Raw genomic sequence first — 25,243 nt, forward strand, 5'->3', positions numbered from 1 at the left:
CCTTTTGTATGCGGGGATGGTCAATATAGGAGAGCCGCCACAGAATTGGTATGTCGCCGCGACAGAGCTTTTGCCTTGTCTGGCGACGTGACGCACGTCAGCCAAAGCCGGTGGACAAGATTTGACAGTTGAAAATTAACCATTTGTTAACGATTGACGCGAATCACGCGCAAGCGCTAGTTTCCGGATGATCTTCCTGCCAGGGGACATGCGCCATGGAAATTTTTTCCCTGCGGTCTTCTCAGAGTTTGCTGTTCAAAAACAACCCTAATAACGCAGGAAATTCGAAGACTGCCGACATTCAAATCGAGACCAGGGCTCCGGCTTCGGTCTCGTTCCAGATTGAAGCCAATCTTGAGGAGGGGCCTGATTTCACTGCAGTCAGCCCTGGCGAGCTGCGCAACTACGCCCGCCAAAGCTTCGATAGCGGCCTGATTGATCAGAACACCTACGCCGCGATCTCCGAACCCCTGCCGATGCATGCGATCGATCCGCTCGGCAATATCATCGATCTCTCCAGCGTCACCGACGGCACGAGTTTCAATTTCCTCGATTATTATAAGAACCAGCTGCAGATCGCCATGTCGATCGGCGATCCTCATGAAGTTCAGACGTTGAAGTCGATCGTCAATTTCCTGAACAGCTGAGCGAGCGCGTGCCGCCGAGACTTGCACAATCCATCAGAGCTGAAGCGCCTGGCATGGACCGACGCGCGTCAAGCCTTGCGCCAGCCGATGAGGCCGGGCGTTGCATGCCATAGAGCCTGGGCGGCAAAGCCCATGAACAGCACGCCGGATGAGCGCACGATCAGCCGCTCATGTGCGCGATAGAAGCGGCGAACTGCCCCCGCACCAATGACGCCGATCAGGATGACGTCGGCGGTCACGAAACCCAGGAAGGACACAACGAGAAGCACCGGCAGCGCCTCGAAATCGAGCGCGCCGGCCGAGCCTGCGACCAGCGCTGTGAATGTGGCAAGCGCCACCGGATAACCCTTCGGGTTGGTGACGCCGAAAATCAAGCCACGCCGGAACGGCCGCTCGACCACCACAAGCGCCTGCCCATCCGCTTTCGCCTTGGCGTTGACGGCGCTCCAGCCGATCCAGGCGAGGTAGAAGCCGCAGGCGAGCCCAAGCAGATCGAAGACGAAGGTTCCGATCGTCTTTGCCCCGACGATCGCAATCAGCGCCAGCGACGACCAGATGAGATCCCCGACCAGATGCCCCATCATGAACAAGGCACCGGCCTTGCGTCCCTGCCCGGCGCCGATGCCGAGCAACTGCAGAAATGCAGGCCCTGGAATGAGCACATAGAACAGCGCCGCCAGGAAGGCGCCGAAGAGCAGGGACTGCGTCATGGACATGCTCCGGAGAATGATCGCAGCAGACTAAGCGATGGCAGGCATCCGTCAAGGGCGATTACACTGCCATGAAATTGTTGGAGCGATTCTGCGCTCTGTAAAAGGCTGAACTGCTCCAATCGCAATCTGCACGTTGTCATCACCTTCCGGTTGGCGTCGGCCGGGCTCGATCCCGCCGCCGCGTCCGGGGCTTCCGCGATGGCTCGTTGTCGATTGGGAGGCAAGGGATGTGCCGTTCGCCTGGCCACCCATCATGTGCCCAGGATCTCAATTCCGTGCCTCTGGCACGCCGCCAATACCGCGCCGATTTCCTCCGCCGAAGGGGGACCGTCTGGCGGTACCTCGCTCTGGCCGACGTCGCGGAAGAAGTGGTTCATAGAGTCTTCCACGACGGCGATCATCTGGGCCGGGAGGCTTCCGGTATTGGCATAATTGTGCGGCTGGAAGGAACGCAGGATGAGAACGTCGCCCGGCCCCGCGACCATTTGCGAGGGAGGCACGCTGTCGAACACAGTGAAAGTGATCTCGCCGCTCAGGACCCGGAATATCTCGACGGATTGGTGCTTGTGCGGTGGCGTACCGGAACCGGGAGGCACGGTCACCTCCAGAATGGACAAGCCCTTCTCCGGCACTTCGCCCATGAACTGCACCTTGTCGCGAACGACCCAAAGGGCGTCCGCGGTATCTCGTGTCTTGAATGCTTGATTCATCATCGTCTCCATCGTCGAGCCGGCTCTCGCCGGCATGTGTGTGATCAGTTCTCGTCGGCCTCGGCAGCCTTCAACAGCGTCTGCATCGCCCAGGAGGCGACCTGTCCCGCGTCCTTCCCTGTCAATCCGCCGTAGTCCTTAAGCGTTTCCCAGGCGCTGGCGCTGTAGAGAAGGTGGAAGAGCGCTTCGATCTTGCGGGCGCTCATGGAATTTACATCCAGATTGGCCTGTTCAAGGCACGTCTGGAACGCGGTGCGTCGTGCCTTGACCGTCCGCATCCGCATGGCGTGACCCGTCGGCGTATGAAGGCTGGCGCGAATGATACCTTCGTTCTTGTCGAACTGGGGAAAGGCGGCGAGCGGCGAGCGAAGAAGCTCCTCCAGGGTCGTAGGAAGGGTCGCCGCATCCATACTTTGGTTAATGTAGACCCAGAACGCGTCGAACAGCGCTTCCTTCGTTGCAAAATGCCGGAACACGGTTCGCCTCTCCACCCCGGCAGACCGCGCTACATCGTCCATGGATATGTCCGCGAAGACATTGCCGTTGAGAAGGTCTGAGGTGGCGCGCAGGATGCGCTCTCGTGTTTCCTGGGCCTGCGACTCCCGTAAGGGAGAGTTGTACTTTCGTGTGGGCGACTGTTGGGACATTTTATGTCTCTAATGAAGTATTGATGTCACTTATAGTGACGCAATTTTGCGATCATGTCAACTGGGGTCGTTGACCGTCGCGGAGAGGGTATCGGCAACGCCCGGACGCAGGCAAATGGCGGCGCCGGATCTTCCAGAACCTTTGTCCTCGGAAGAAGAGTGCAGCAGGATGGCGTCTAACGAGAAGGCGGGGCAGGGCATAGGCGGAGAGCTCGAAGCGAACTTGGTCGTTGCCCTTGCCGCGCCGGTGGCTTACGTCTCAAACCGGGCACAGGCTTCGCAGAAGTTTAAATTTTCCGCGACATCTCATGGATGAGAAGATGTCCATTGGGCTCCCGATTCACGAATTCTGCCTCTACGTGTTTTAGAACATGGCGCTGCCCGGCGAACGGCACCATCTCCATAGCCTGTGCGAATGATACCCACTGAAGTTCGCTGTGCTCATCGTTGAGAAAAACTGTCTGTTCGGCATCCACAACGCCGACGAAGACCGGCAGCATGCTGATAGCATTGCGATCAGCCTCATAAAATTGCTCGCAGATATCGGCGGAATAGAGAGAGTCGCAGATCAGGCCTGTCTCTTCATGGACCTCTCGTAACGCAGTTTCCCAGGCCTTCTCACCGTCCTCGATGCCGCCGGCAACCTGGCACCACTCGCCAATCAAGGTGTGATTTCGGCGTAAAAGCAGCACCTCATGTCCGGCCGTTCGTTGGCGGATGACTACGACCGATACAGCAAAACAACGGATTGGAATTTCGCCCATTCGCCCTTTTCCTCGAAAGTGATCTTTGCGTTGTCAGGCGGCACAATAGGAGATTACTCAACGCCGTCCGCTCCTCACTCGGTCATCCTGACAGCTCCAAGTGTTAGTGGCGCTTGCTACCTCATTCCACGAAAAAGCCCGCACGGCAAAAATGCCGGCGGGCTCGTATCGAGTCCAAGAAAACTCGCGATTACTTCGCGAGGTTCCGCTTGCCGAGCGTGCGCAGGCGCAGCGCATTGAGCTTGATGAAGCCGGCCGCGTCCTTCTGGTCATAGGCGCCCTGATCGTCCTCGAAAGTGACGAGCTTATCGGAATAAAGGGACTTTTCGCTTTCGCGGCCGATGACCATGACATTGCCCTTGTAGAGCTTCAGCGTCACTTCGCCTTCGACATGCTCCTGGCTCTTGTCGATCAGCGCCTGCAGCATCTCGCGCTCCGGCGAGAACCAGAAGCCGTAATAGATGAGTTCTGCGTAGCGCGGCATGATCTCGTCCTTGAGATGGGCAGCACCCCGGTCAAGCGTGATGGACTCAATGGCGCGATGGGCCGAGAGCAGGATCGTGCCGCCCGGCGTTTCGTAGACGCCACGCGACTTCATGCCGACAAAGCGGTTCTCGACGAGATCGAGACGGCCGATGCCGTTGTCGCGGCCATAGGTGTTGAGTGTGGCCAGCAAGGTCGCCGGCGACATCTCGACGCCATTGATCGAGACGGCATCACCCTTGCGGAAGCCAACCTTGATGGTGGTCGCCTTGTCGGGCGCGGCCTCCGGCGAAATCGTGCGCATATGCACATACTCGGGAGCCTCCTGCGCCGGGTCTTCGAGAACCTTGCCCTCGGAGGAGGAGTGCAACAGGTTGGCGTCGACGGAGAAGGGAGCCTCGCCCTTCTTGTCCTTGGCAACCGGGATCTGGTGCTGTTCGGCAAAGGCGAGCAGCTCCGTGCGGCTCTTGAACGCCCAGTCGCGCCACGGCGCGATGATCTTGATGTCCGGGTTCAGGGCATAGGCTGAGAGCTCGAAGCGGACCTGGTCGTTGCCCTTGCCGGTCGCGCCATGAGCGATCGCATCCGCGCCGGTCTTGCGGGCGATGTCGATCAGATGCTTGGAGATCAGCGGCCGGGCAATCGAGGTGCCGAGCAGATAGACGCCCTCGTAGACGGCATTGGCGCGGAACATCGGGAAGACGAAATCCCGCACGAATTCTTCGCGGACGTCCTCGATGTAGATCTCCTTGATGCCGAGCATTTCGGCCTTTTTGCGCGCCGGCTCCAGCTCCTCGCCCTGGCCGAGATCGGCGGTGAAGGTGACGACTTCGGCGCCGAGTTCCGTCTGCAGCCACTTCAGGATGATCGAGGTGTCGAGGCCGCCGGAATAGGCGAGCACGACTTTCTTCACGTCTTTGTATGATGCCATGGTGATGAGGTCCGTTGCATAAAGGCCGGCGAAAACCCGGTGTCGCGGCACTTTTAGCGAGATTGGCGCGTGACGCAAGGGCAAGTGCGACGGCGCATGGCGCCGATAGCGTTTGACAGTGCGAAAGCGGCGCCCATATTCGGCTGCGTGCGAACAACGCTCGAGGAGGGGCTTTCCCCGTGACCAATATTCAAGATATTTTCAAGAAGTCCAATGTTGCCGTCATCACCGGCGGCGCCTCCGGCATCGGGCTTGCGGCGGCGAAGTATTTTGCCGGATGCGGCATGAGCGTCGTCATCGCCGATCTCGGCGGCGATCGGCTGGCCAATGCCGCCGAGGAGCTCAAAGCCATTGCCGGCGAAGAGGATGTAATGGCGGTCGAGACCGACGTCGCCAGCCGGGACTCCCTGGAGGCGCTCGAACGCGCCGTACTCCAGCGTTTCGGCCGCGTGCACGTGCTGATGAACAATGCCGGTATCGGACCGGAAACCTCGATCTTCAGTTCGCAAGCGAGTTGGGACCATATCTTCGCCGTCAACCTGATGGGTGTCGTCAACGGCACCCGCGTCTTCGGCCCCAAGATGCTGTCCCACGGTGAGCCCGGCCTGATCATCAACACCGGCTCCAAGCAGGGCATTACCACGCCGCCGGGCAGCCCCGCCTACAACATCTCCAAGGCTGGCGTGAAAGTCTTTACCGAAGCGCTCGAGCACGAGCTACGCAATACCCAAGGGTCGAAGATCTCCGCGCATCTGCTGATCCCCGGCTTCGTCTTCACCGGCCTCACCAAGGGTGACCGCGCGGAAAAGCCGGCTGGCGCCTGGACACCGGAACAGACCGTCGATTTCATGGTCGAGAGTCTCGAACGCGGCGATTTCTACATCCTCTGCCCCGACAATGACGTGACCCGCGCGGTGGACGAACGCCGCATGCTCTGGGCGGCCGGCGATATCGTCGAGAACCGCCCGCCGCTGTCGCGCTGGCACAAGGATTATGCCGAGAAGTTCAAGGCTTTCCTCGAACAGAAGTAATCGGTGGCGGATGCGTGCCGCCCCGGAGGCGTATGGCGGTTCCGGCATAACGGCATCCGCAATAGACGGCCAATGCGCGTCGCATGAATCAAGTTTAATGCGACGTGCATTAGAAGGTTTGATTGGTAATTTTCTCCAAGCCGGGTAAGAGATCACCAGACTTCCGGCTTTCAGAGTGTGCCATGGATTTTCTGCCGAGCCTGCCCACCCTTCTCGCCTTTGCTGCCGCGACGCTGCTGCTCGCGGCGACCCCAGGCCCTGACATGACGCTCTCGATCAGCCGCGCGCTCGCCCAGGGCAAGAAGGCGGCTCTTTTCGTCGTCGTCGGCACCAGCCTCGGCATTGTCGTCCACACCATGCTTGTCGCCTTCGGCATCTCGGCGCTGATCACCGCCTCGCCGACCGCATTCCTGGTCCTCAAGACCGGCGGCGCCGCCTATCTGCTCTGGCTCGCGGTGCAGGCGATCCGCTTCGGCTCGAAACTCACCGTCGCCAAGCTCGAGACGCAGAAGGGCACCGCACTTGCCAACATCTCATCCGGCTTTTGGGTCAATCTCCTTAACCCGAAGGTCATCATCTTCTTCATGACCTTCCTGCCGCAATTCGTCAGCGCCGGCGATCCCTCCGTGACGCAGAAACTGCTGTTTCTCGGCTTTTGCTTCATCCTGATCGGCATGCCCGTCAATGCCGCAGTCGTCTTTGCCGCCGACTGGCTGGCGTCCTGGCTGCAGAACAACAAGAAGGTTCTGCGCGGCATGGACTACACCTTTGCCGGCGTCTTCTCGATCTTCGCCGCCAAGATCCTGCTGACCCAGGCAAGATAGGCCGCCGTCGGCTTGCCGGTCAGCCCGCTGTCGGCGCTACCGGTCAGCCCGCGGTTCGGCTCAGCCAATCAGCAAAGCATCGTCATCGAGCGTCTGGCCGCGCATCTTGCGGAACATAGCGATCAGATCCTCGACCTGCAGGTTCTTCCTGTTCTCGCCTGCCACGTCGAGAACGATCTCGCCGCCATGCAGCATAATCGTGCGGTGACCGTAGTCCAGCGCCTGGCGCATCGAATGCGTTACCATCATCGTCGTCAGCTTGCGCTCGGCAACAATCTTCTGCGTGAGGTTCATCACGAACTCGGCCATGCCAGGATCAAGGGCCGCCGTATGTTCATCGAGCAGAAGCACTTCGGACCCGGCAAGTGTCGCCATGACGAGCGACACGGCCTGCCGCTGCCCGCCCGAGAGCAGGTCCATGCGGTCCTTCAACCGATTTTCCAGCCCTAGGTTGAGCTCGGCGATCCGCTCTCTGAAATAGCCGCGCCTGTTACCACCGAGCGCCGGCGCAAGCCCGCGCTTCTCGCCGCGCCGTGCAGCCAGAGCAAGATTCTCCTCGATCGACAGCGAGCCGCAGCTGCCCGTCAGCGGATCCTGGAAGACGCGCGCAACCAGGCCCGCGCGCGCCGCCGTCGATTTGCGCGTCACGTCGCTCTTGCCGATCAGCACCTGTCCTTCGCTCGGCAGGACGTCACCGGCAAGCACGCCGAGCAGCGTCGATTTGCCGGCGCCGTTGGAGCCGATGACGGTGACGAAGGAGCCTTGTTCAATGGTCAGGCTGACGCCGTTCAGCGCCTGCTTCTGCAGCGGCGTGCCGCGTCCGAAGACGACCTTGATGTCCTTGACGCTGATCACGATGCGGCACCTCGGCGAAGACGGGGAAGAATGAGCGCGAAGGTCACGAGAACCGCGGTTACGAAATTGAGGTCGGAGGCCTGCAGGCCGATGACGTCGCTCGACAGTGCCAGCTGAATCGCGATGCGATAGAGGATCGAACCAAACACACAGCCAATGAGCGCGATCAAGAGACCGCGCCGGCCCAGCAACGTTTCGCCGATGATGACCGCCGCAAGCCCGACGACGATCGTGCCGACACCCGAAGTGACGTCGGCAAAGCCGTTGGTCTGGGCAAACAAGGCGCCGCCGAACGCCACCAGCGCGTTCGAGATCGCCATGCCGAGATAAATCTGCCGGCTGGTGTCGACGCCCTGGGCGCGGGCCATGCGCGCATTAGCGCCGGTTGCGCGCATGGCAAGCCCGGCATCGCTTTCCAGGAAGCGCCAGACCAGAATCAGCGCGACGATAACAAGAACGCCGACGAAGAGCGGCCGCACGTAGAAATCACGCAGGCCGTGACCGAAGAACGGGCTGATCATCGTGTCGGCGTTGATGAGTGCGACGTTGGGTTTTCCCATGACTCTGAGGTTGACAGAAAACAGCGCGATCATCGTCAGGATCGAAGCGAGCAGGTTGAGGATCTTGAAGCGCACATTGAGAAGCGCCGTCACCATGCCTGCAGCCGCGCCTGCCGCCATGGCGATCAGGGCTGCAAGCCAGGCATTGACGCCGGCGATGATCAGCACCGCGGTGACCGCAGCGCCGAGCGGAAAGGAACCGTCCACCGTCAGATCGGGAAAATCGAGGACGCGGAAGGCGAGATAGACGCCGAGAGCGACGAAGGAAAAGACCAGACCGAGCTCGACGGCCCCCCAGAATGCGATTTGGCTCAAGGCTTTCAGCCCCTTTTGTTTCCGTTCCGCCCGTCGCGAAACCGGAGCCTTGTAATACTACAGCCGCCCCCGTGCAAACGGGAGCGGCTGAATGTGATTGCTCGAAGAAACGATGGCTGTTTATTCGATGACTTTGTTGGCGCGCGACAGCACGCTCTGAGGCAGGGTGACGCCCATCTTGGCAGCAGCCGCCTTGTTGACGACCAGGTCGCTGCCGGCAGCGGTCTTGACCGCGATTTCGCCCGGGTTTTCGCCCTTCAGCACGCGAACGACGATCTCGCCCGTCTGCTTGCCGACGTCGTAATAATTGAAGCCGAGGGCGGCGATCGAACCGCGCGAAACCGAATCCGTATCGGCGGTGAAGAGTGGCAGTTTGCTCTCTTCGGCAACTGCGACGGCGCCTTCGAGCGCGGAGATGATCGTGTTGTCGGTCGGGATGTAAATCGCATCGGCGCGGCCGACGAGGGCGCGCGCAGCACCCTGGACCTCGGCCGACTTGGTGGCGGCCGATTCCACAACCGTCAGGCCCGCTTTCTCGGCGTCAGCCTTCAGCACGGCGAGCAGCGAAACGGAATTTGCTTCGCCTGAGTTGTAGAGATAGCCGATCGTTTTAGCGTTCGGAACGATTTCCTTGATCAGCGCCAGGTGTTCGGCGACCGGCGACATGTCGGAAAGGCCGGTGACATTGCCGCCGGGCTTTTCCATGTTCTTGACAAGCTGGGCGCCGAGCGGATCGGAGACGGCCGTAAAGACGACAGGGATGTCGCGCGTCGCCGACACGACAGCCTGCGCCGAGGGTGTCGAAATTGGCACGATCACATTGGGTTCGTCACCGGCGAACTGGCGGGCGATCTGGGCTGCCGTCGCCGGATTGCCCTGCGCCGATTCGAACACGAATTTCAGATTCTCGCCTTCTTTGTAGCCGGCCGCCGTCAGCACATCAAGAACGCCTTTGCGTGTGGCATCGAGCGCGGGATGCTCGACGATCGCCGTCACGGCAACGGTCACATTATCGGCCCTGGCGGGAAGGGAAAGCGCCAAAGTGGCGGCAAGTGCGAGCAGAATCGGGCGCATGGGTGTCCTCCTGAATGATTTTGGCGGCACTATTAGGAAAAGCGCATGCTTAAATCAATCCAGGAGAATTGTAGCGAGGATCAAACTTGCTGATCAGTCGTCGGCACCGTGATTGGCGATCATCATCGCCTCGAAAGCCAGCCGCTCGGTCTTGCGCATGCGTTCGGACTCCGATTTCAGCTGGCCGCAGGCGGCAAGAATGTCGCGCCCGCGCGGAGTGCGGATCGGCGAGGCATAACCCGCCGAGTTGATGAAATCGGCGAACTTCTCGATCTGCTCCAAGTCGGAACACTGGTAATTGGTGCCGGGCCAGGGATTGAACGGAATGAGGTTGATCTTCGCCGGCACGCCCTTCAGGAGCTTGATCAGCCCCTTTGCGTCCTCCAGGCTGTCGTTGACGTCCTTCAGCATCACATATTCGAAGGTGATGCGCCGGGCGTTGGAAAGACCGGGATAGTCGCGGCAGGCGTCGATCAGCTCCTTCAAGGGGTACTTCTTGTTGATCGGCACGAGGATGTCGCGCAGGTCATCGCGCACCGCATGCAGCGAGATCGCCAGCATAACGCCGATCTCCTCGCCAGTACGGAAGATTTCAGGCACGACGCCCGAGGTGGAAAGCGTCACCCGTCGCTTGGACAGCGACAGGCCGTCGCCATCCGTAGCGATCAGCAACGCCTGCTTGACGCTCTCGAAATTATAGAGCGGCTCGCCCATGCCCATCATCACGATATTGCTGACCTTGCGGCCTTCCGAAGGCACCATGGCGCCGACCGGCACATGACGGTCGGGAAAGTCGCCGAGCCGGTCGCGGGCGAGCAGAAGCTGTGAGAGGATTTCTTCGGCCGTCAGGTTGCGCACCAGGCGCTGCGTCCCCGTGTGACAGAAGGAACAGGTGAGAGAACAGCCTACCTGGCTGGAAATGCAGAGCGTTCCGCGCCCTTCTTCCGGAATATAGACCGTCTCGACCTCGACGGGGCGGCCTGCGCCACGTGGCGGAAAGCGCAGCAGCCATTTGCGCGTGCCGTCGTTGGAAACCTGCTCTTCGACGATCTCGGGACGTTCGATGGTGAAATGCTGTTTGAGCATTTCACGCATGTCCTTGGCGACATTCGTCATATGATCGAAATCAGAAACGCCGCGCACATAGATCCAGTTCCAGAGCTGCGAGACGCGCATCTTGATCTGCTTCTCGGCCACGCCCTTTTGCCGGAGTGCTGCCGCCATCTCTTCGCGCGACAGCCCGATCAAGGAAGGCTTCTCGCCGCCGGAAGAGGCGCGCGCGGCCTGCGGCTTGGTGACAACGATCGCATCCATGACGGACATAGCTTTTGATCCCGAGTTCGAACACGTAAACCGCCCCTCAAGCCCCGCAGACTTCAGGAGTAAGCCGGAAGACTTGAGGCGCGTGGCGGCACATTGGCAGAAATTGAATGGCGGAACGGCGACTGATGTATCGCGATCTGTCCGCTGTTGCGCGGGCTTTAGCATCATTTTACCCGCGCGTCACCATAGATGGAAAATAACAAAGGCCGGCGCAAGGGCCGGCCTTTTGGAACTTTATCCACCAAACCCTTTTATTTGCAGGTTTCGATCTGTTTCAGCGCAGCTGAGATGCCCGACAGCGAGTAGCTGTAGGAGGTGCCGGTGCCCTTCCGCGAAACGGCACTCACAGTCATCGAACGGCCGGTCTTCATCGCCGCGACGAGCGCCGGCTCTTGAGCAGCGTTCTCGACCCAGCCGGCTTTGTCCTTGGTGAACATCACGAAGGTCTTGTTGTCGATAACGACGTTGATCTTCGAATTTTCCTTCACCGTATAACCCATCATCGCCTGCGGTTCATAGGAGATGTTCTGGCCCGGGCGCTGCGAGACGATGAAGAAGTTGTCACCGTGGTCGACGCTTGCCGGCTGCTTGGCCGTTGGAACGGACAGCACGTAGCACACGGTGCTGTTGCCCGACTTGTAGGAATAGGCGCCCCATGCCTGGAACTGCTGAATGCGGGTCGGCGCGGCCTGCTGCGCTGCCGCCACTCCGGCCATTGTCAGGGTGAGGGCGAGGGCGGATACGATACTTCTTACAAACATGGATTCCTGCCGGTTCTTGCGATTCAAGGCCCGAAGCGATCATAGCGGGCAGCGCATAATCACGATCTGCTTTATTTTGACTTAATTCAGGTTACCAAATGGTCAACAATAGCTGCGATTTGTATGTGCCTGTGTCATTTCAGCTCGACTATCACTTTTGCCCCTTGCTGAAATCGGCTGCGATGCCGTGCGCCGATGGCACCGGCCGGCCGTTCGGCTGAATTTAAGACACAAAGATTCAGGCAAGAGTTTGACCTTTCAAAATTCCGTTGTACCTCATTAAGGCTTTGGAAATCCGGGACGAAATTTTCGCCGCAGGGGGCTGGTGAGACGACATGGATGCCGAGGAAAGACAGCGTTTTGCTGCCCTCGCAAAGGCCGTCGCAGATAATCGCGACCACCAGGCCTTTTCTATCCTGTTCGATTACTTCGCTCCGCGCATGAAGACCTGGCTGATGCGCCAGAAGATGACATCGAGCGAGGCCGAAGAGCTGGTCCAGGAGATCATGATCGTGCTCTGGCATAAAGCCTATCTCTACGATTCCACGCGGTCTTCTCTTTCGACCTGGCTCTTTCGCATTGCCCGCAACCGCCGCATCGACCTCAGGCGCCGCACCAGCACCCGCATTTTCGACGAAACCGACCCGGCCCTGCTGCCGCCGGCCGAGATCGCCGCAGACGAAATGGTCGCCAATGATGACCGCGACGCCAAGATACGCGCCGCAGTCGAACAATTGCCGGAGGAACAGCGCGAAATGCTCCGCGCCGCCTTCTTTCTCGGCCAATCGCATTCGGAGATCGCAGAAGCGGCCGGGCTGCCCCTCGGCACGGTGAAATCGCGCATCCGGCTGGCTTTCGGCAAGCTTCGCAAGATGCTGGAGCAGGAATGAATCTAGATCGTCTTCATCGCTTCCTCAGGTCCGTCGGCGAGAACGCGGTCGGCCGCCTCGTAATGGCTCGGCCGGATGTTGCCGCGCACCATGGCGAAGGCGGCTGAGAGCACTGCGATATCGTCGGAAAAGCCGACGAGAGCGAAAATGTCAGGGATCATGTCGACGGGCATGACGAAATAGGCGAGCGCTGCCAGCAGCACGCCACGCACCTTCGTCGGTGTCTGCGGATCGAGCGCGCAGTAGAAACCGGCGACGACATCGCGCGAAAACGGAACCTGCCGCACCGCCCGACGGAAGGTCGGCCAGAATTTCTGCCGGACGGTCTTCTCCCGGCGGCTTTGCGTGTCCTCGTCTCCCGGCAATAGGATTTCTCCGAATTTGACGTCGTCCATCCCTCACATCCTTTCGTCCATGCAAGCATATGGTGATGGCGCTTCAGCTTTTAAACAAGACGCCGGGCCGCCGCCTTCTCCATGGCCTTGGCGAGCTTGAAATCGAGTTCCGTCAGTCCGCCGGCGTCATGCGTGTTCAGCGTTACCTCCACCTTGGAGTAGACGTTGAACCACTCTGGATGGTGGTTGAGCTTCTCCGCCGTGATTGCTGCTTCCGTCATGAAGCCGAAAGCCTCGATGAAGTTGGAAAACTTGAAGCTTTTCGATATCGACGAAGCCGCGTCATTGAGCGCCCAGCCCTTGAGATCAGCCAATTGCGCCTCGGCAGCGGCCCGTTCCAGTTTTTCCCATTTCATGCCATGCTCCTCTCATCTATCCGACAGGCCTACCGATGAAACGCATCAGCATCCTCTTCGTTTGCATGGGCAATATATGCCGTTCTCCGCTGGCGGAGGGAATATTTAGCCATCTCGTCGCCGAGGCGGGCCTGAACGGCTGTTTCACGATCGGTTCCGCCGGCACCGGCGGCTGGCATGACGGCGAGCCGCCCGACTGGCGTTCAGTCGCCATCGCGAGGAGCCACGGCATCGACATCTCGGGACAACGCGCCCGCCGCATCCAGCCGCAGGATTTCAGGGATTTCGGTCTGATCCTGGCTATGGACCGCGATAACATGGCAGCGCTCGGGAGGATCGCGCCTGACGGAGCGAACATCGGTCTTTTCGGCGATACCGCGCTTGGAACGGGAGAGAATATCCCCGATCCCTATTATGGCGGACCAGACGGTTTCGAGCTGGTCTATACCAGGCTCTTGACCGGTTGCAGCAGCCTGCTGGGAACGCTGGGCGCCGAGCGCCCCTCGTGCAGCGGGAACACTTCTTCGGTGAGATAGGGGCCGCCGCCGACCGATTCGCGCGATGAAAGCAGCACGAAACGCGGTGCCGTGAAGGTCGCGGTGTGGAAGTTGCCGCGTCCAGTCAGATATTGCACGACGTCGTCGAGCCGCGAGGATTTGAGCCGTGCCAGCGTCACATGCGGCGTGAATTTGCGCGGATCCGGCGGCAGGCCGATGCGCTGGCAGATGCGTTCTATCTCGGCCTGCAGGGCGTACATTTCGGGCGATTGTGAAACCCCGGCCCAGACCGAATGCGGTTTCTTCGAGCCGAAGGAGCCAACGCCTTCGAGCCGAAACTGGAATTCCGGCCGGTCGATCCGGTCAAGGCGTTCAACGATTTCATCGGCCGTGCGACCGTCGACATCACCGATGAAGCGTAGCGTGATGTGGTAATTTTCCACATCGATCCATCGTGCTCCGGGGAGGCCACCGCGCAGCAATGAAAGGCTCATTGCAGCATTGCGCGGAACTTCGAGGGCGGTAAACAGTCTCGGCATAACGAGCACTCCCCGAATCTTTTGCAGGTGCTCACACGGAATCACGCAATCAAGAGCCGCGCAAGCCCCTATTTCTTCACAGAAGAAATCGCTTCGACGAAATTTGTGACATCGGCTTCCATCTTTTCGACCATGACGTCGACACCCTTCGCATTCGGATGCATGCCGTCGCTGAGTTTGAGCCCTGCATCGAGCACCACGCCATCAAGGAAGAATGCATAAAGCCGAACTCCGTGTTTCTCCGAAAGTTTCCGATAAATCGGATTGAAGCGTGCGGCATAATCCGCGCCCATATTGGGCGGTGCCATCATGCCGACGAGGAGCACCGCAATGCCGCGTTCCTTCAGCCGCGTTATCATCTGGTCGAGATTCTTCTCGCTTTCTTCGGGCGGAATGCCCCGCAGCGCATCGTTGGCGCCGAGCTCCAGGATGACGCCATCTGTGCCGTCAGGCACCGACCAGTCTATGCGGGCGAGGCCGCCAGTCGTCGTATCGCCTGAGACGCCCGCATTGGCGATAGCGACGTCGAACCCCTTCCCCTTCAAGGCCGCCTGCAGCTTTTCGGGAAAGCCGTCGCCGGGCGGCAGCTGATAGCCTGCCATCAGGCTGTCCCCGAATCCGACGAGATTGATCGTCCGCGCATTTGCGCTGGCGGCAAAGATTAGCGAGACGGCAATGACGGTGAATTGAAGGGCGGCAACTTTAAATCTCATCCTGCTTTCCCTAGATTGGCGGGGTGCCGTTATGCGGCAATTCGATTACGGGCTTATATAGGGCGATTTCCGTTGGCAAAAACTATCATCGAGTTGAAGAGCGCCGATCTGACCCTTGGCAGCGCCGCGGCCTCCGTGCATGTGCTGAAGGGCATCGATCTCGATATCGCCGCCGGAGAATCCGTCGGCATCGTCGGTCCCTCCGGTTCCGGAAAGTCCACCCTGCTGATGGTGCTCGCCGGACTGGAGAAGCTTGACAGCGGCGAAATCAATATCAATGACACGCCGCTCCATAGCCTGAGTGAGGATCAGGTCGCCGATTTCCGCGGCCGCAATATCGGTATCGTCTTCCAGTCCTTCCACCTGATCGCCAATATGACGGCGCTGGAAAACGTCGCCGTGCCGCTGGAACTCGCCAATGTTCCCAATGCTTTCGACATCGCTCATCGCGAGCTGAATTCGGTCGGCCTCGGACAGAGGCTGAACCATTATCCCGGCCAGCTTTCCGGCGGCGAACAGCAGCGTGTGGCTATCGCCAGGGCGCTCGCCCCCTCGCCCGCTTTGCTGATTGCCGATGAACCGACCGGAAATCTCGATACCGAGACCGGCCGCCAGATCGCCGACCTGCTGTTTGCCAAGCAGGCCGAACGCGGCATGACCCTGCTTCTCGTCACCCACGACGTCTCGCTTGCCAACCGCTGCTCGCGCCAGATCCGCGTCCGCTCCGGAAGGATCGAAGGCGACAGCGCCGCCCGCCACAGCGAGGCGGCATTCGCATGAGTATCCTTACACCGCGTGTTTCGCTCGCTTTTCGCCTGGCGCTCCGCGAGCTACGCGGCGGCATTCGCGGCTTCTACATCTTCCTCGCCTGTATCGCGCTCGGCACGGGGGCGATCGCCGCAGTCAATTCCGTTTCACAGTCGATTACCGACACGATCGCCTCTCAGGGCCAGGAGCTGCTGGCCGGCGACGTGCGTTTCGAACTCAACAACCGCGAGGCGACGCCTCAGGAAATGAGCTTCCTCGAAGGCCTGGGGACAGTTTCGGTTTCAACGGGCCTGCGCTCGATGGCCCGCAAGCCCGACGGTTCGGACCAGGCGCTGGTCGAGGTTAAGGCCGTCGACGACGCCTATCCGCTCTACGGCCGGTTCGAGGCAGAGCCGGACTATCCGCTTGCAGCCCTGCTTTCCGGCCAAGGTGGCACTTACGGCGCGTTGGCAGCGCCTCTGCTTCTCGATCGGCTTGGCCTTGCGGTTGGCGACGAATTGCTGCTCGGCAACGTCAAACTCAGTATCACCGGGACGGTGAAGACCGAGCCGGACGCGCTGTCTGAAGGCTTCGGCTTTGCGCCGCGTCTGCTGGTCAGCCGGCAGGCGCTCGAATCCTCGGGGCTGATCCAGACCGGAAGCTTGGTCGAACATGCCTACAAGATCCGATTGGAAGACAGGAGCACGATGTCGGGCATCCAGGCGCGTGCATCCAGGGAGTTTCCCTCCGCCGGCTGGGCGATCCGTACCAGCGACCGCGCAGCACCGTCGCTCACCGAAAACATCACCCGTTTCTCGCAATTCCTGACGCTGGTCGGCCTCACCGCGCTGGTTGTCGGTGGCGTCGGCGTCGCCAATGCAGTGCGTGCTTTCCTCGACTCCAAGCGCACGACAATCGCCACCTTCAAATGTCTCGGCGCTCCGGCAGTTGTCGTCGTTCTGATCTATCTCTTTCAGATCGCTATCATCTCCCTTGGCGGCATCGTGATCGGCCTCGTCATCGGCGCCCTGTCGCCGATCTTTGCGGCGCAGTTCCTGGCGCAATTCCTGCCGGTCTCGACCGCGCCGACCCTCTATCCCGGTGCGCTGGTGCTTGCGACGCTCTTCGGCATCCTGACGACGCTGGCTTTCGCCATTCTGCCGCTCGGCCATGCCCGCGAAGTGCCGGCGACCGCACTGTTCCGCGAGCAGGGCTTCGAGACCCGCCGTCTGCCGTCCTGGCCCTATATCTTGCTGGCCGCCCTCTTCATGGTGGGCCTTGCCGCCCTCGCCATCCTCACCGCCTATGATCGTTTCATCGCCGTCGTCTTCGTCGGTGCGATCGTCTTCGCCTTCGTCGTCCTGCGCCTCGTCGCCGCCTTAATCGCCTGGCTCGCGCGCCGCAGCCCGCGCGTCAGTTCGCCGGCCCTCAGGCTTGCTATCGGCAATATCCACCGCCCCGGCGCACTTACCCCCTCGGTGGTGCTTTCGCTCGGCCTCGGGCTGGCATTGCTGGTGACGCTGACGCTGATCGACGGCAACCTTCGCCAGCAATTGACCGGCCGCATGAACGAGGGTGCACCCAACTTCTTCTTCGTCGATATACAGAGCGCCGAGGTCGACGCCTTCCGCAATCTCGTCCAGGCGCAGGCGCCGAAGGGCAAGCTGATGGAAGTGCCGATGCTGCGCGGCCGGATCGTCGCCTTCAACGGCGAAGACGTCACCAAGATGAACGTGCCGGCCGCCGGTCGCTGGGTGCTGAACGGTGATCGCGGTATCACATACGCCGACGCGCTTCCGGAAAATGCCGCCCTCAGCGAAGGCAGCTGGTGGGACAAGGATTACAGCGGCGAGCCGCTTGTATCCTTCTCCTCGGAAGAGGCGCACGAGCTTGGCCTCAAGATCGGCGACACCGTCACCGTCAACGTCCTCGGACGTAACATTACGGCGAAGATCGCCAATCTGCGCCGTGTCGAATGGGAATCGCTGTCGATCAATTTCGTCATGGTCTTCTCGCCCAATACCTTCCGCGGCGCCCCGCACGCCTGGCTGGCGACGCTGACAGATCCCTCCTCGACGCCGGCCGAGGATGCAGCGATCCTGAAATCCGTCACCAACGCCTACCCGACGATCACCAGCGTTCGCGTCAAGGACGCGATCGATATCGTCAATCGGCTGGTAGCGCAGCTTGCGACCGCGATCCGTGCCGCAGCCTCCGTGGCCCTCGTCGCCTCGGTCCTCGTTCTTGCCGGTGCGCTCGCCGCCGGAAATCGGGCACGCACCCACGACGCCGTGGTGCTGAAGACGCTCGGCGCCACCCGCGCCATGCTGATCCGCGCCTTCAGCTACGAATATCTGATCCTCGGGCTCGCGACCGCGATTTTCTCGCTGATCGCCGGCGCCGCCGCTGCCTGGTTCATCGTCGCCCGCATCATGCGCCTGCCGTCCACCTTCCTGCCCGATGTGGCGGGACTGACGCTCGTCACCGCACTGGTGCTCACCGTCGGCATCGGCCTCATCGGCACCTGGCGCATCCTCGGACAGAAGGCGGCGCCCGTACTGCGCGAGCTTTAGGTAGATAGCGCGGCCGAAAAGCCTTCACCTTACGCCGATTTAACCGGCGCAGCCCCCGCAAGCCCCTTGTTTGCGATGGGTGAAGGCCTCATATTGTCTGCAGGCATGCTGGAGCTCCGCAGCGGCGCCCGGGTCGAAAACCCGACACCGTATCTCCATCGGAGCTTGTAAGAGGAAACTATGGCTGATCTTCGTAACTATCAAAGCCGCGTCCAGACCGGCGAGATGATTGATCAAGGCCTGCGCGCATATATGCTCAAGGTCTACAACCTGATGGCGCTGGGCCTGGCGATCACGGGCGTGGCCGCATATCTTGGCTTCAACTTCGCGGTCCAGGACGGCCAGCTCACCCAATTCGGCGTGCTTCTGTTCCAGTCGCCCTTGCGCTGGGTCGTGATTCTTGCGCCTCTCGCGGCTGTCTTCTTCCTGAGCTTCCGCATTCACCGGATGAGCGTGGCCGCCGCGCAGACCACCTTCTGGGTCTATGCCGCGCTGGTGGGTCTGTCCCTGTCGTCGATCTTTCTGGTCTACACCCAGTCAAGCATCACACAGACCTTCTTTGTGACCGCCGCCTCCTTTGGCGCGCTGTCGCTTTACGGCTACACGACGAAGCGTGACCTGTCGGCGATAGGCTCGTTCCTGATCATGGGCCTGTTCGGTCTGATCATCGCGTCGCTCGTCAACATCTTCCTGGCTTCGTCCGCGCTGCAGTTCGCGATCTCGGTAATCGGCGTGCTGATCTTCGCAGGCCTCACCGCCTACGACACGCAGCGGATCAAGGAACTCTACTACGAAGCTGATGACGTCGCTGTTGCCGGCCGCAAGGCGATCATGGGTGCGCTGACGCTCTATCTCGACTTCATCAACCTCTTCATGTTCCTGCTGCAGTTCATGGGCAACCGTAAATAAGCAGGTCTATCACGATCGAAAAAGGCGGCTCCGGGCCGCCTTTTTTATTGCGCTGGCTTCAGCGGAGTGGTTTGAAAGACCTCCCTCGATGGATTTGTTGCCGAATGTCCTTCCTGTTGCGCGATGCCTCCGAAGCCGATATCTCCGCTATTGCCGGTATTTATCGCGAAGCCGTCCTAAATGGCGTTGCGAGCTACGAGATTGCACCGCCGTCCGAAGCCGAGATGGCCCAGCGTTTCTCCGCGATCGTCAGCCAGCACTATCCCTATATCGCCGCCGTAAATGGAGACGGGATACTGCTCGGCTACGCCTATGCCTCGGCTTTTCGCACGCGCCCCGCCTATCGCTGGCTGGTGGAGGATTCGATCTATCTGGCGCCTGAAGCCCGCGGCCGAGGTATCGGCAAGGCCCTCCTTACCGAACTGATCGAACGCTGCACCGTGCTCGGCTTTCGACAGATGGCTGCCGTCATCGGCGGCGCCAGCCCCGCCTCGATCGCGCTTCATCGCGGAGCCGGCTTTGAGGAGGTCGGTCTGATGAGGGGCACCGGATATAAACACGGGCGCTGGCTGGACACGATGTTCATGCAGCGCGCCCTCGGCGAGGGCATGACGACCAATCCGGATGCGGCCGCCTATCCCGGCACATTATTTGCGGGTTGATAAGCCTACTTGTCGACGAGCTTCAGGGCCTTGTCGAACACCTTCAACACCTGGTTCAACTCGTGACCGCGCTTCAGGATCATGCCGTTGATATTAATCACGGAATAGGCGCCCTGCTTGGCGGCAAGCTTCGGGTTCTTCTCGATCCGAAAGAGCGGCATCTCGCCGGAGCGCTTGAAGACTGAAAAAACCGCCCTGTCCCTCAGATGATCGATGGCGTAATCGCGCCATTCTCCCTCGCCGACCATACGGCCGTAGATCCAGAGGATCGCATCCAGCTCGCGCCGGTGGAAGGTCACCGGAAGCGGGTCCTTGCTTTGTTTGTATTCCCTGAGATCGACGACGACCGAGGAACCATTGTCGACGGAGCGGCTTTCGCCGTGTCGCAAATCCGGCTGATCTGTCATCAGGTCTCCAAGGCCTCCGCTTGTGACAGGAGAGTGACAGTTTGCCCGAGCCGCCGCAAATTGCAAGAGCGCGGCCTGTCACTTTAGGCCGCACTGCGGCGCCACGCAGGCAGGTACGATGGCCTGGGGAGAAAGGACGCTTTCTCCGCACTGCCGCATTTCAGTCAAAACAGCGCCTCATTTGCGGGGGATTTATGCATCCCGGTTTGGCGCCAGCGCGCCAAAGGGCCCGGCGGAGCGTATCGACCTTAACCCCAGCCCCGAATACGCTCGGCCGGGCCGCCCGGCATTCCACCCGTAAACGGGTGGAATATCAGATGTTTTTTCCCGCCATCACCACGGTCGCGCCGAGGATCGCCGCCGGGTCGCCGTCCGCCGTCGCCGTCTGCAGCAGGATAGCGCAACCCTCGAGCTGCGGACGCTGCAGGACGCTCGCCGGCAGCGTCAGACTGGTCGCCTTGCCGTCCCACATCCCAACGGTTTCGACATTGGTGACGCTGTGCAGATAGGAGATCTTCTTTCCGCTATTTTCGCCCTTTTCGACGTTGATCGTCTTCTCCTTGTCGAAATAGACCATAACGACATTGGCTTTGCCCTGTCCGGCGCCGATCTTGATCTCCAGCTCGTCGCCGCGCATCGTGGCGCTGATCGGAACGGTCAGACCGTTGCCTTCGCTGCTGTAGCTGTCGATCCGGCTGTTGATGCCGTTCAGATCGGCGCCGGCAAGATGGCCGCGTCCGTTGACGATGACCTGCGGCGTATAAACGTTGCTGCGGCCCATCGTCCTGGCATAGCCGTACTGCCGCTCGGTATTTTCCTTGGAACTCAGCGTATCGGCCCAGCCGAGATAATTCCAGTAGTCGATGTGATAGGCGAGGGCGATGACATCGCCCTGGTTGACCAGTTTGCGGAAAGCGGCATCAGCGGGAGGACAGGAGGAGCAACCCTGTGACGTGAAAAGTTCGACAACGCCTCTGGGCTTGCCGTCTTCGGCATGCAACGAGCCTGCAAGAGCAACACCGGCGATCAGCGGAATCAAGAAACGGGGGGACATTCACCTGCACCTCTTTTTCAGCGCCGACGGCGTTTGGAACCGAAGGCCCTGAGATATGAACGTACGAATAATCCTTCCGGCTCCAAACGAAAAATCACGAACGGGTGAGACCGCAACTCGGCCGGAACGCGCCTGAGGTGAGCCTCTGGAAAAGACTGTCGCCGCCAAGAAAAAGCCGCCGGAAACTGCTTTCCGGCGGCCATTATCAGTGAGGTCTCTTAAAAATCAGGCAGCGAGATCGCGCAGAACCGTCTGCAGAATGCCGCCATTGTTGAGGTAGATCACCTCGTCGAGCGTATCAACGCGCGACAGCAGCGGAACTTCCTTCACGGAGCCGTCGCTATAGCTGATCTTGGCGATCTTCCTCTCGCGTGGCTTGATCTTATCAAGCCCCTCGATGGTGACGAGCTCGTCGCCCTTGAGCCCGAGACTCTGCCAGGTCGTGCCCTCCTCGAAGACGAAGGGGATGACGCCCATGCCGACCAGGTTCGAACGATGGATGCGCTCGAAGGACTGGGCGATCACGGCCTTGACGCCGAGCAGGTTGGTGCCCTTGGCAGCCCAGTCGCGCGAAGAGCCATTGCCATATTCGACACCGGCGAAGATGACGAGCGGCACGCCTTCGGCCTTGTACTGCATGGCGGCGTCGTAGATCGAGGTCTCTTCCTTCGACGGATAGTGGATGGTGTAGCCGCCTTCCTTGCCGTTCGGGCCAAGCATGTGGTTGCGGATGCGGATATTGGCAAAGGTGCCGCGCATCATCACTTCATGGTTGCCGCGCCGCGTGCCGTACTGGTTGAAGTCGGCAACGGCGACGTCATGGCCGATGAGATAGGCGCCGGCCGGCGATGCCGCCTTGATCGAACCGGCCGGAGAAATGTGGTCGGTGGTGATCTTGTCGCCGAACAGGCCGAGGACGCGAGCGCCCTTGATGTCTGAGACGCCGGTGCCCTTCTTGCCCATGCCGACGAAATAGGGCGGGTTCTGGACATAGGTCGAGTTGTCGTCCCAGGCATAGGTCTGGCCCGGCGGAACCTGAACGGCCTGCCAGTTGACGTCACCCTTGAAGACATCGGCATATTTGGTTTCGTAGAGTTCGCGTGTCACGTACTTCTGGATGAACTGCTGTACCTCGTGCGAAGTCGGCCAGATATCCTTGAGATAGACCGGGTTGCCGTTCTGGTCTTCGCCGATCGGCTCCTTGGTCAGGTCCTTCTGGACCGTGCCAGCGAGAGCGTAGGCGACGACGAGCGGCGGCGAAGCGAGGTAATTCGCCTGGACATCAGGCGAAATACGGCCCTCGAAGTTACGGTTGCCGGACAGCACGCCGGATACGATCAGGCCCTTGTCGTTGATCGTCTTGGAAATCGGCGCCGGCAACGGACCGGAATTGCCGATGCAGGTGGTGCAGCCGAAGCCGACGAGGTTGAAGCCGAGTTTGTCGAGGTCGGCCTGCAGGCCGGATTTGGCAAGATATTCGCCGACGACCTGCGATCCGGGCGCGAGCGAGGTCTTGACCCACGGCTTGGTCTTCAGGCCCTTGGCGACGGCGTTGCGGGCGAGAAGGCCGGCAGCGATCAGCACCGACGGGTTGGAGGTGTTGGTGCAGGAGGTGATGGCGGCAATCGCAACGTCACCATGGCCGAGATCGAAATCGGTGCCCTCGACAGCGTAGCGGTTGTTGAGCTGCCCCGGCTTCTTGTAGTCGGCTTCCATCGACGTCGCGAAACCTGAAGCGATGTTTTCGAGCGCGATGCGGCCTTCCGGACGCTTCGGGCCGGCCATCGACGGTACGACGTCGCCGAGGTCGAGTTCCAGTGTGTCAGTGAAGACGAGATCCGAACCATCGCCTTCGCGCCACATGCCCTGGGCCTTTGAATAGGCTTCGACAAGGGCGATCCGGTCATGCGTGCGGCCGGACATGGTGAGGTAGTTGATGGTTTCGCCATCGACCGGGAAGAAGCCGCAGGTCGCACCGTATTCCGGCCCCATATTGCCGATCGTCGCACGGTCGGCGAGCGGCATGTTGTCCATGCCTGGACCGAAGAACTCGACGAACTTCGAGACGACGCCCTTCTTGCGCAGCATCTGCACGACGGTCAAAACGAGGTCAGTCGCCGTGACACCTTCCTTGAGCTTACCGGTAAGCTTGAAGCCGATGACTTCCGGCAGCAGCATCGAAACCGGCTGGCCGAGCATCGCGGCTTCAGCCTCGATACCGCCCACGCCCCAGCCGAGAACGCCGAGACCGTTGATCATCGTCGTGTGGCTGTCCGTGCCGACGCAGGTGTCGGGATAGGCGATCGTCTCGCCGTCCTCTTCCTTGGTCCAGACGGTCTGGCCGAGATATTCGAGATTGACCTGGTGACAGATGCCGGTACCCGGAGGAACGACCCGGAAATTCTTGAACGCCTGCTGGCCCCATTTCAGGAAGCGGTAGCGTTCGCCGTTGCGCTGATATTCCAGCTCGACGTTCTTGGCGAAGGCCTGCGGCGTGCCGAATTCGTCCACGATGACCGAGTGGTCGATGACGAGATCGACGGGAACGAGCGGGTTGATCTTCTCGGGATCGCCGCCCAGCGACACCATCGCGTCGCGCATCGCGGCAAGGTCGACGACGGCGGGAACGCCGGTGAAGTCCTGCATCAGCACGCGCGCCGGGCGATAGGCGATTTCATTTTCGACCGCACCCTTGTTGTTCAGCCACTCCGCGACTGCGAGGATGTGCTCCTTGGTGACCGACTGGCCGTCTTCGAAGCGCAGCAGGTTTTCGAGCAGCACCTTCATCGAATAGGGAAGCTTCGATACGCCGGCCAGACCGTTTGCCTCAGCCTTGGGCAGGCTGTAATAGACATAGTCCTTCCCGTTCACGGAAAGCATGGAACGACAATTGAAACTGTCAAGAGATTTAGACACGAGAGACCCCGTTCTGATAGCCAACACAGTCGTGCGAACGCCTATGCACTTAATGCACATCAGGATGCGGGTGCGGCCATTTCCGCTGTCCGCACGTGGAGGAGACGCTCCAAGTTCGGCGCAAGGATGAAATTCACGCCGACCGCTGGCGTGGTTGCCGGTCTTATAGATAATTTCCTAAAAACTTGCCATACCCGAGCACTGCCAAAACCAGACATTTTTTGAGCCTTCCGAAAGCCGCAACGAAGAAAGAACCGACGCATGCAACTCACCGCCGAAAATCTGGCTGCAAGACGCGGTGAGGATCTCATTTTCATAAACGTTTCCTTCCACTTGACGGCAGGAGAAACGCTTGTCCTGACTGGCAAAAATGGATCGGGAAAATCCACTTTGCTGCGCGTTGCCGCCGGTCTTCTCAAGCCCGAAAAAGGGACTGTCATCTTCCGCGATGAAGAGAGCCCGCAAGGCCGGCATCCCGGCGAGGTCAGCCACTACCTCGGCCACCGAAATGCGATGAAGGATGAGCTCACGGTTGCGGAGAATTTGGAATTCTGGCAGTCCTTCCTTGGCCATCCTGCCGCCGCCGGCCTCCCTCTCGAAGACGCCGCCGAAGCAGTCGGCCTCTCGGGAATCACCCACCTTCCCTTCGGTTATCTCTCCGCCGGCCAGCAGCGTCGCTTCGCCTTCGCCAAGCTGCTCGTCGCCCACCGCCCCGTCTGGATCCTCGATGAACCCACGGCGGCATTGGACGCCAGCGCCGACCGGCTGTTTGCAGGATTGATCGAAACCCATCTGGCCAAGGGTGGAATCGTGCTCGCGGCGACGCATCAGCCGCTGGGATTGAAGAATGTGCATGAGATGAAGATGACGGGCTTTGCTGGCATGGATCAGAGGGTATGGGGATGATGCTTGTCGATGCCCCGTCCTGCGTACCTGCAGAGAGCCGC

General features: G+C 60.4%; 27 protein-coding genes. 10 read left to right on the forward strand and 17 right to left on the reverse strand.

The annotated features are described in order from the left end of the window. Nucleotides 1-215 precede the first annotated feature (215 nt). The gene (locus J2J98_RS19940) at nucleotides 216-647 is read left to right on the forward strand and encodes a hypothetical protein (RefSeq protein WP_207601921.1); all 432 of its coding nucleotides are present in this window, start codon (nucleotides 216-218) and stop codon (nucleotides 645-647) included. A 68-nt stretch (nucleotides 648-715) separates the two neighbouring features. Here J2J98_RS19940 and J2J98_RS19945 read toward each other — a convergent pair whose 3' ends face one another. From J2J98_RS19945 to J2J98_RS19965, 5 genes are all read right to left on the reverse strand, one after another. After that, a complete protein-coding gene (locus J2J98_RS19945; RefSeq protein ID WP_064707995.1) occupies nucleotides 716-1,357 on the reverse strand; it encodes a LysE family translocator in 642 nt (213 codons plus the stop codon). A gap of 254 nt (nucleotides 1,358-1,611) precedes the next feature. Beyond that, nucleotides 1,612-2,073, reverse strand: coding sequence for a cupin domain-containing protein (locus J2J98_RS19950; protein WP_246569383.1), 462 nt, complete (start codon nucleotides 2,071-2,073; stop codon nucleotides 1,612-1,614). Nucleotides 2,074-2,114: 41 nt separating this feature from the next. Next, nucleotides 2,115-2,717, reverse strand: a complete 603-nt coding sequence (locus J2J98_RS19955; RefSeq protein ID WP_207601922.1) for a TetR/AcrR family transcriptional regulator — start codon at nucleotides 2,715-2,717, stop codon at nucleotides 2,115-2,117. A 287-nt stretch (nucleotides 2,718-3,004) separates the two neighbouring features. Beyond that, nucleotides 3,005-3,481, reverse strand: coding sequence for an NUDIX hydrolase (locus J2J98_RS19960; protein ID WP_207601923.1), 477 nt, complete (start codon nucleotides 3,479-3,481; stop codon nucleotides 3,005-3,007). 190 nt (nucleotides 3,482-3,671) lie between these two features. Next, a complete protein-coding gene (locus J2J98_RS19965) occupies nucleotides 3,672-4,895 on the reverse strand; it encodes an argininosuccinate synthase (protein WP_138396359.1) in 1,224 nt (407 codons plus the stop codon). Between the two features lie 179 nt (nucleotides 4,896-5,074). On the opposite strand from J2J98_RS19965, the gene J2J98_RS19970 reads away from it, so the two are divergent. Together J2J98_RS19970 and J2J98_RS19975 are read left to right on the forward strand one after the other, a co-directional pair. Next, entirely contained in the window at nucleotides 5,075-5,926 is an 852-nt protein-coding gene (locus J2J98_RS19970; RefSeq protein ID WP_207601924.1) for an SDR family NAD(P)-dependent oxidoreductase, read from the forward strand. Nucleotides 5,927-6,108: 182 nt separating this feature from the next. Then, nucleotides 6,109-6,750: a LysE family translocator gene (locus J2J98_RS19975; RefSeq protein ID WP_207601925.1), complete on the forward strand. Its 642-nt coding sequence runs from the start codon at nucleotides 6,109-6,111 to the stop codon at nucleotides 6,748-6,750. Nucleotides 6,751-6,810: 60 nt separating this feature from the next. Here J2J98_RS19975 and J2J98_RS19980 read toward each other — a convergent pair whose 3' ends face one another. The 5 genes from J2J98_RS19980 to J2J98_RS20000 all read right to left on the reverse strand — a co-directional run bounded on the left by J2J98_RS19980 (nucleotide 6,811) and on the right by J2J98_RS20000 (nucleotide 11,638). Continuing rightward, nucleotides 6,811-7,605 (reverse strand): ABC transporter ATP-binding protein, encoded by a 795-nt coding sequence (locus J2J98_RS19980; protein WP_064712543.1) that lies wholly within the window; start codon nucleotides 7,603-7,605, stop codon nucleotides 6,811-6,813. After that, a complete protein-coding gene (locus tag J2J98_RS19985) occupies nucleotides 7,602-8,480 on the reverse strand; it encodes an ABC transporter permease (protein WP_207601926.1) in 879 nt (292 codons plus the stop codon). The genes J2J98_RS19980 and J2J98_RS19985 overlap by 4 nt, the downstream gene beginning before the upstream one ends. Before the next feature lie 120 nt (nucleotides 8,481-8,600). Then, nucleotides 8,601-9,554 (reverse strand): ABC transporter substrate-binding protein, encoded by a 954-nt coding sequence (locus J2J98_RS19990; RefSeq protein WP_207601927.1) that lies wholly within the window; start codon nucleotides 9,552-9,554, stop codon nucleotides 8,601-8,603. A gap of 93 nt (nucleotides 9,555-9,647) precedes the next feature. Further along, on the reverse strand, nucleotides 9,648-10,877 hold the full coding sequence (rlmN, locus tag J2J98_RS19995) for a dual-specificity RNA methyltransferase RlmN (protein WP_207601928.1): 1,230 nt from the start codon (nucleotides 10,875-10,877) through the stop codon (nucleotides 9,648-9,650). A gap of 251 nt (nucleotides 10,878-11,128) precedes the next feature. Further along, nucleotides 11,129-11,638 (reverse strand): invasion associated locus B family protein, encoded by a 510-nt coding sequence (locus J2J98_RS20000; protein WP_064708002.1) that lies wholly within the window; start codon nucleotides 11,636-11,638, stop codon nucleotides 11,129-11,131. Between the two features lie 335 nt (nucleotides 11,639-11,973). Between J2J98_RS20000 and J2J98_RS20005 the strand changes: the two genes are divergently transcribed. Then, nucleotides 11,974-12,528 (forward strand): sigma-70 family RNA polymerase sigma factor, encoded by a 555-nt coding sequence (locus J2J98_RS20005; RefSeq protein ID WP_064708003.1) that lies wholly within the window; start codon nucleotides 11,974-11,976, stop codon nucleotides 12,526-12,528. 2 nt (nucleotides 12,529-12,530) lie between these two features. Here J2J98_RS20005 and J2J98_RS20010 read toward each other — a convergent pair whose 3' ends face one another. After that, nucleotides 12,531-12,923: a YkvA family protein gene (locus J2J98_RS20010; RefSeq protein ID WP_064708004.1), complete on the reverse strand. Its 393-nt coding sequence runs from the start codon at nucleotides 12,921-12,923 to the stop codon at nucleotides 12,531-12,533. A 50-nt stretch (nucleotides 12,924-12,973) separates the two neighbouring features. Beyond that, complete coding sequence (locus tag J2J98_RS20015) at nucleotides 12,974-13,279, reverse strand: 4a-hydroxytetrahydrobiopterin dehydratase (protein WP_207601929.1); 306 nt, start codon at nucleotides 13,277-13,279, stop codon at nucleotides 12,974-12,976. Between the two features lie 35 nt (nucleotides 13,280-13,314). Between J2J98_RS20015 and J2J98_RS20020 the strand changes: the two genes are divergently transcribed. Beyond that, nucleotides 13,315-13,815, forward strand: a complete 501-nt coding sequence (locus J2J98_RS20020; protein WP_207601930.1) for a low molecular weight protein-tyrosine-phosphatase — start codon at nucleotides 13,315-13,317, stop codon at nucleotides 13,813-13,815. On the opposite strand, the gene thpR is transcribed toward J2J98_RS20020, so the two are convergent. Both thpR and J2J98_RS20030 read right to left on the reverse strand, forming a co-directional pair. After that, nucleotides 13,722-14,315, reverse strand: coding sequence for an RNA 2',3'-cyclic phosphodiesterase (gene thpR, locus J2J98_RS20025; RefSeq protein WP_207601931.1), 594 nt, complete (start codon nucleotides 14,313-14,315; stop codon nucleotides 13,722-13,724). The two genes, J2J98_RS20020 and thpR, sit on opposite strands and share 94 nt — an antisense overlap. A gap of 68 nt (nucleotides 14,316-14,383) precedes the next feature. Next, entirely contained in the window at nucleotides 14,384-15,028 is a 645-nt protein-coding gene (locus tag J2J98_RS20030; RefSeq protein ID WP_064708007.1) for an arylesterase, read from the reverse strand. Between the two features lie 72 nt (nucleotides 15,029-15,100). On the opposite strand from J2J98_RS20030, the gene J2J98_RS20035 reads away from it, so the two are divergent. The 4 genes from J2J98_RS20035 (at nucleotide 15,101) to J2J98_RS20050 (ending at nucleotide 19,919) form a co-directional block, all read left to right on the forward strand. Continuing rightward, a complete protein-coding gene (locus tag J2J98_RS20035; protein WP_088677533.1) occupies nucleotides 15,101-15,808 on the forward strand; it encodes an ABC transporter ATP-binding protein in 708 nt (235 codons plus the stop codon). Further along, nucleotides 15,805-18,348: an ABC transporter permease gene (locus J2J98_RS20040; RefSeq protein WP_207601932.1), complete on the forward strand. Its 2,544-nt coding sequence runs from the start codon at nucleotides 15,805-15,807 to the stop codon at nucleotides 18,346-18,348. The genes J2J98_RS20035 and J2J98_RS20040 overlap by 4 nt, the downstream gene beginning before the upstream one ends. 180 nt (nucleotides 18,349-18,528) lie before the next feature. Further along, the gene (locus tag J2J98_RS20045; RefSeq protein WP_064708010.1) at nucleotides 18,529-19,257 is read left to right on the forward strand and encodes a Bax inhibitor-1/YccA family protein; all 729 of its coding nucleotides are present in this window, start codon (nucleotides 18,529-18,531) and stop codon (nucleotides 19,255-19,257) included. A 104-nt stretch (nucleotides 19,258-19,361) separates the two neighbouring features. Beyond that, on the forward strand, nucleotides 19,362-19,919 hold the full coding sequence (locus tag J2J98_RS20050; RefSeq protein WP_138396369.1) for a GNAT family N-acetyltransferase: 558 nt from the start codon (nucleotides 19,362-19,364) through the stop codon (nucleotides 19,917-19,919). A gap of 5 nt (nucleotides 19,920-19,924) precedes the next feature. Here the strand turns inward: J2J98_RS20050 and J2J98_RS20055 are convergent, their stop codons facing one another. The 3 genes from J2J98_RS20055 to acnA form a co-directional block, all read right to left on the reverse strand. After that, nucleotides 19,925-20,326: a DUF2794 domain-containing protein gene (locus J2J98_RS20055; RefSeq protein ID WP_064708012.1), complete on the reverse strand. Its 402-nt coding sequence runs from the start codon at nucleotides 20,324-20,326 to the stop codon at nucleotides 19,925-19,927. A 313-nt stretch (nucleotides 20,327-20,639) separates the two neighbouring features. Then, nucleotides 20,640-21,380, reverse strand: a complete 741-nt coding sequence (locus tag J2J98_RS20060) for a DUF1223 domain-containing protein (RefSeq protein WP_207601933.1) — start codon at nucleotides 21,378-21,380, stop codon at nucleotides 20,640-20,642. A gap of 225 nt (nucleotides 21,381-21,605) precedes the next feature. Beyond that, nucleotides 21,606-24,296 carry an aconitate hydratase AcnA gene (gene acnA, locus J2J98_RS20065; protein ID WP_207601934.1) on the reverse strand — a complete coding sequence of 897 codons (2,691 nt, stop codon included), beginning with the start codon at nucleotides 24,294-24,296 and terminating at the stop codon, nucleotides 21,606-21,608. Between the two features lie 261 nt (nucleotides 24,297-24,557). Between acnA and ccmA the strand changes: the two genes are divergently transcribed. Beyond that, a complete protein-coding gene (ccmA, locus tag J2J98_RS20070) occupies nucleotides 24,558-25,202 on the forward strand; it encodes a heme ABC exporter ATP-binding protein CcmA (protein WP_207601935.1) in 645 nt (214 codons plus the stop codon). The last annotated feature ends 41 nt before the right edge of the window (nucleotides 25,203-25,243 follow it).

The sequence above is a fragment of the Rhizobium bangladeshense genome (assembly GCF_017357245.1).
GTDB lineage: Bacteria > Pseudomonadota > Alphaproteobacteria > Rhizobiales > Rhizobiaceae > Rhizobium > Rhizobium bangladeshense.